Source organism: Pseudogemmobacter sp. W21_MBD1_M6, from assembly GCF_052119585.1.
Taxonomy (GTDB): domain Bacteria; phylum Pseudomonadota; class Alphaproteobacteria; order Rhodobacterales; family Rhodobacteraceae; genus JBGQOJ01.
Genome location: NZ_JBGQOJ010000054.1, coordinates 1 through 5896, shown reverse-complemented (window position 1 = coordinate 5896; position 5896 = coordinate 1). Strand labels below are relative to the sequence as shown.

At 60.8% G+C, this 5896-nt stretch carries 5 protein-coding genes; 1 reads left to right on the top strand and 4 read right to left on the bottom strand.

What is annotated here, in order from left to right; genetic code table 11:
* Positions 1 to 358: 358 nt before the first annotated feature.
* Positions 359 to 1474: a THUMP domain-containing class I SAM-dependent RNA methyltransferase gene (locus ACEN2R_RS20545; protein ID WP_442044753.1), complete on the bottom strand. Its 1116-nt coding sequence runs from the start codon at positions 1472 to 1474 to the stop codon at positions 359 to 361.
* A 202-nt stretch (positions 1475 to 1676) separates the two neighbouring features.
* Between ACEN2R_RS20545 and yghU the strand changes: the two genes are divergently transcribed.
* Positions 1677 to 2552: a glutathione-dependent disulfide-bond oxidoreductase gene (gene yghU / locus ACEN2R_RS20540; RefSeq protein WP_442044751.1), complete on the top strand. Its 876-nt coding sequence runs from the start codon at positions 1677 to 1679 to the stop codon at positions 2550 to 2552.
* Positions 2553 to 2631: 79 nt separating this feature from the next.
* Here the strand turns inward: yghU and ACEN2R_RS20535 are convergent, their stop codons facing one another.
* From ACEN2R_RS20535 to ACEN2R_RS20525, 3 genes are all read right to left on the bottom strand, one after another.
* Positions 2632 to 3879, bottom strand: coding sequence for a saccharopine dehydrogenase family protein (locus ACEN2R_RS20535; protein ID WP_442044749.1), 1248 nt, complete (start codon positions 3877 to 3879; stop codon positions 2632 to 2634).
* A 54-nt stretch (positions 3880 to 3933) separates the two neighbouring features.
* The gene (gene nspC, locus ACEN2R_RS20530; protein WP_442044747.1) at positions 3934 to 5088 is read right to left on the bottom strand and encodes a carboxynorspermidine decarboxylase; all 1155 of its coding nucleotides are present in this window, start codon (positions 5086 to 5088) and stop codon (positions 3934 to 3936) included.
* 67 nt (positions 5089 to 5155) lie between these two features.
* A partial coding sequence (locus tag ACEN2R_RS20525; RefSeq protein WP_442044745.1) for a winged helix-turn-helix transcriptional regulator occupies positions 5156 to 5896 on the bottom strand: 741 nt, incomplete at its 5' end.

Here is a 5896-nt window from a genome sequence, read left to right as displayed (position 1 = left end):
GTTCTGGCCGGCTTTGACACCCGCCACGATACGCCGCCCTTCAAATCACGCCATCACCCAAATTCCCGCATAGCTCGGAATGGCATCACCCCGGATATGAATATCTGAGCGACGATTATCAGTTGTTTGCTCTGCATCTGTGCTCCGCGCACTGAAAAGGGCAGCTGCAGCTTATCAAAGCGCGCCACAGCACCCCCCGGTTAGGGTGATCATGCTGCGGGTTCGAAAAATCGACTAAATCCCGCCGAAGCGGGGACCGGGATAACCAACCGGCCTGACATTTTCAGCCCTTGGGGGGTATGCGGTCGCGGATCATCCGACACCATGCGGCCCCCCGTTTCGCGCGACGCAATGTCCCCTACCGTAATCGGGGCGTCTGGAACAAATGCACCTTCAACCCGCCATGCGAGACCGGCGGGCCGGGCGGCGCAAAGGGCAACAATGATGCTTTCGCAAGCGACTTGTCACTGGTCACCATGCCCACACGCCATCCCGAAAACCGGGTCAAAAGCGTTTTGCCAAGGGCCCCGTAAACCGAAAACAGCAGCCGCTTGTCGCCGATCCGCGCGCCGTAGGGCGGGTTCACGATCACCAGACCGGGGGGGCCGCTTGGCGGCTCCAGATCGCTGACCGCATGGTGTTGGAAGTTGGTGAACGCCTCGACACCGGCGCGGGCGGCATTGGCGCCGCTCATCTTGATCGCGCCCGCGTCGCGGTCGCTGCCGAAGAACCGCAAGGATGGCGGCGTCAGCCCCCGTGGCGCACGCATCTGCTGCCAGACGGCGGCGTCGAATGTCGCCAATTGTTCAAAGGCAAACGCCCGTGTCCGACCGGGGTGAAGGCCCGCCGCCATCTCTGCCGCCTCGATCACAAAGGTGCCGGAGCCGCACATCGGATCAACCACGGGTTCGCGCCCGTCATAGCCGCATTGACGCAGGAACAAAAAGGCAAGCGTTTCGCGCATCGGGGCTTTGCCCACCGCCTCTTTGTGGCCGCGTTTGTGCAGCGACTCGCCCGAGGTATCGACGCTGATCGTGCACAGATCGTCGTCGATGCGCACCTTGACGGCGATGGCGGCATCAGGGGCGATGGTTGCGCCCAGCTCCTCGCGGATCGCGGTTTCGATCCGCTGCGACGCGGCTCCTGCATGGTAGATCTTTGACGACTTGCACGTCACCTCGACCCGCACCGGCACATCCTTGCGCAGCACGCGGCCCCAGTCGAATTTGCGAGAGCGTTTATCAAGCTGCGCAAGGTGGAACACCCTGAACGCGCCGATCCGCGCCAGAACCCGGCTGGCCCCGCGCAGTTCAAGGTTTGCGCGCCAGACCTCTGGCCAGCCGCCCTGCACGTTGACGCCGCCGGGAACCTGCGTGGCGCCCGCGAACCCCTTCGCCTGCGCCTCTTCGCACAGCACGGCCTCCAGCCCCGGAGAGGCCACAAGAAAAATCTCGAATGTATCATCTATATTCATCCGCCGTGCTTATCCGCAAACATCGCGGGCTTCGATATGTTTTTTTGTTGTGGTGGGGCGCGGGGTTTCCTGTCTGGTTCAGGGGCGGGCGGAAACAGCGCAAATGCGTGATCCTGCGCAATGAAATGCCGCCCCCCCGTGCAAACGCTGCTGCGATGGCTTAGGTATGGGCGATGAAATTCCTAACGAAAAAGTGTGCCCTATGAAAGATTCCATCCCCTACACACCCCCAAAGGTCTGGACATGGCAGGCCGAAAACGGCGGCGAGTTTGCCAAGATCAACCGCCCTGTTGCCGGTGCGACCCACGACAAGACCCTGTCGGTGGGCCAGCATCCGATCCAGCTTTACTCGCTGGCGACGCCGAACGGCGTCAAGGTGACGGTCATGCTGGAGGAACTTCTGGCGCGCGGGATCACAGGGGCCGAGTATGACGCCTGGCTGATCCGCATCAACGAGGGCGACCAGTTCGGCAGCGGCTTTGTCGAGGTCAACCCGAACTCTAAAATTCCGGCGATGGTCGATCACAGCACCACCCCCCCGACGCGCGTCTTCGAATCCGGGTCTATCCTGTTGTATCTGGCGGAAAAATTCGGGGCCTTTGTGCCTACCGATCCGGCTGCACGCACCGAATGCCTGTCATGGCTGTTCTGGCAAATGGGCAGCGCACCCTATCTGGGCGGTGGCTTTGGCCATTTCTACAGCTATGCGCCGACCAAGATCGAATATTGCATCGACCGCTTCACGATGGAGGTCAAGCGCCAGCTGGACGTTCTGGACCGGCATCTGGCCGACAAGGATTTCATCGCGGGGGACGAGTACAGCATCGCCGATATGGCGATCTGGGCATGGTATGGCCAGCTTGTTCTGGGCCGGCTTTATGGCGCGGCGGAGTTTCTGGACGTGGCGTCCTATACCCATGTTGTCCGCTGGGCGCAGGCCATCGACGCGCGCCCCGCGGTGCAGCGTGGCCGCATGGTCAATCGCGCTTTCGGCGATCTGGAAACGCAACTGCACGAGCGGCATGACGCCAGCGACTTTGACACAAAGACGCAGGATAAGGTTGCGACCGAAATCTAGGCCGGCACAAAAAACAAGGGCGGCGTCCACAGACACCGCCCTTTCACCGCCTTCTGCATTTCGTCCGGATGACCGCGCCCTAGTCGGCCCAGTCCGTCAGCAACCGCTCGCCGGTTTCGTCGCGGACCCAAGTGGGCAGCCCCATCTTGTCCAGCAACCCAAGGAACGGGCGCGGCGGCAGTTCTTCAATGTTGGCCATTTTGGCCACGTCCCAATCGCCCCGCGCCACCAGCATTGCAGCGGCCACGGCGGGCACGCCCGCAGTGTAGGAAATGCCCTGACTGCCGACCTCGGCAAAGGCCTGTTCGTGGTCGGCGATGTTATAGATGAACACCTCTCGGGGGTGGCCGTCTTTCGTGCCCTTCACCACATCACCTATGCAGGTTTTGCCGGTGTAATCGGGCGCCAGCGAGGCGGGGTCAGGCAGCACGGCCTTGACCACCTTCAGCGGCACCACCTCTAGCCCCTCGGCGGTTCTGACCGGCTTTTCAGACAAAAGCCCGAGGTTTTTCAGGACGGTGAACACGGTGATATACCGTTCGCCAAAACCCATCCAGAACCGCACGTTCGGGATGCCCAGATTCTGGCTGATCGAGTGGACCTCGTCGTGGCCGGTCATGTAGGCGCGTTGGGTGCCGACGACGGGCAGATCCCAGTCGTGGCCGACCTCGAACATCTGGTTCGAAACCCATTTGGAATTCTGCCAGGACCAGACCTCGCCGGTGAATTCGCGGAAATTGATTTCCGGGTCGAAATTGGTCGCGAACCAGCGCCCGTGCGATCCGGCGTTGATATCCACGATGTCGATGTCGGTGATTTCGTCGAAATACGCGTCTTTCGCCAGACGGGCATAGGCGTTCACAACCCCCGGATCAAATCCCGCGCCCAGAATGGCGGTGACACCGGCGGCGGCACATTCATCGCGGCGCTTCCATTCGTAGTTGGCATACCACGGCGGTGCCTCGCATATCTTGGCGGGGTCTTCGTGAATCGCGGTGTCGATATAGGCGGCACCCGTTTCGATGCAGGCGGACATCACCGACATGTTCAGAAACGACGACCCGACATTGATGACGATCTGCGCGCCGGTCTTGCGGATCAGATCGGCAGTTGCCGCCACATCCATCGCATCCAGCGCGTGGGCCATGAACACGCCCTTGACCTTCATCGCGCCCTTGTCATGGACCGAGGCGATGACATCTTCGCATTTCGACAGGGTTCGGGACGCGATATGCAGATCACCCAAAAGGTCGTTGTTCTGCGCGGCTTTATGCGCGACCACGCGGGCCACGCCGCCTGCGCCGATGATGAGGACATTCCGTTTCATGATGAAGCGTCTCCTGAGTTGAGATAGGCAAATGAAGGTCAATGGGCCAACGGTTTACGACAGCGCCTGTTTGAAATCGTCAAACCCGAACTGGCGGACAAGGCGCAACGTGCCATCGGTTTCCTTGATGACGATCGAGGGCATCCGCACCCCGTTGAACCAGTTTTTCTTGACCATTGTGTAACCGGCGGCGTCCTGAATCGAAATTCGGTCACCCACCTTCAACGGCTCGGCAAAATTGAATTCGCCGAAAATATCACCCGCCAGACAGGATTTCCCGCACACCATATAGCGGTGCGGGCCTTCGTCGGGGGCGATCCGCGCGGCATAGCGGTAGATCAGCAGATCCAGCATATGCGCCTCGATCGAACTGTCGACTATCGCCAGATCCTTGCCGTTGTTCAACGTGTCCAGCACGCTGACCTCCAGCGTCGCCGATCCGGTGATCGCGGCCTCGCCCGGCTCCAGATAGACCTGAACGCCGAATGTTCCGGCAAAGGATTTCAGTCGTGCGGCAAGTTTTTCCAGCGGGTACCCCTCGCCTGTGAAATGGATGCCGCCGCCAAGACTGACCCAGTCCACCCGCGACAACAGCCCGCCAAAGTCGGTTTCGATCTGTGTCAGCAGCGCGTCGAACAGGTCGAAATCGGCATTTTCACAGTTGAAGTGGATCATGAAGCCGCTGATCCGGTCGATCACGGTTTCGATCCGCGCCGGGTCCCATTCGCCAAGGCGGCTGAACGGGCGGGCCGGATCAGCCAGATCAAAGCTGGACGAGCTGATGCGCGGGTTCAGCCGCAAACCGCGGGCGATGCCCTGTGCCTGCCCCTCAAACCGCTCCAGCTGGCTGATCGAGTTGAAGATGATCTTGTCCGCATGGCTGACCACCTCGTCGATTTCGTCGTCGCCGTAGGCCACGCTATAGGCGTGGGTTTCGCCGCCGAACTCTTCGCGGCCCAGCCGGACCTCGTACAAGGACGAGGACGTCGTGCCGTCCATATAGGGGCGCATGGTGTCAAAGACCGACCATGTGGCGAAGCATTTCAACGCCAAAAGCGCCTTGGCCCCGGACAGCTCGCGCAGGCGGGCAACGGTTTGCATGTTGCGCAGCACCTTCGACGTATCGATCAGGTAATAGGGCGTCTGGATCTGTTGCACGGGCTGGACCTCGGAAGGGTTAAGAAGCCTGCCGTATAGTGAAAACGGCATAGGGGTTCAAGCCGAACGCCCCCCTGACATGAAACTGTCATACCCCTGTTACACAGCACGCACGCCGTCAGGACACCAGCTTTCGCTCTGTCGCGAAGGGACTGAGGCCCAGCCATTGCTGCATGGTGCCGGCGATGTCCCTTGGGCCCTCGAAGTCGATCATATCCAGCGAGGACGACACCGTTCTAAGCCCCATCCAGATCGCCGTCATGGTGCGCAAATCGGTGGAGACATAAAGATCCACCTCGAACCCCGGATCGGCGGAACACAGGTCGACCTCGCCCGTTTCCTCGACCACCAGCCACCATTCGCGCCGCGAGGGTTGCAGTTCGGGATAGCGGAACTGGATCACCGTGCGTTTGTTGGGCAGCGGTGCGGGATCAAGGTTGCGCCGCATGTCCCACATCAAAAGCGAGGGGTCGAGGTTCTTGAGCGAGATGTCGGATTCGACCCATTTCTGCCCCCAGCGCCCGAAGGCCTCGACCACGGGCAAAAGATCCCTGCCCGCCGCCGTCAGGTGATATTCAAAGACGCCGTGTTTGGGCATACGGTCCACCACGCCCGCCTCCTCCAGCTCTTTCAGGCGCTGGGACAGCAATGTTGGCGACATGCGCGGAACCCCGCGCCGCAGGTCGTTGAAACGGGTTGATCCCGCGACAAGCTCGCGGACAAGCACCATGGTCCATCTTGTGCACAGCATCTCTGCGGCCATGGCAACGGGGCAAAACTGGCTATAGGGCACCTCTAAAAATTGCGCCTGATCTGACGGCGGTGTAGACATTGGGCCAGTGTGAGATGGAGGCTGGTT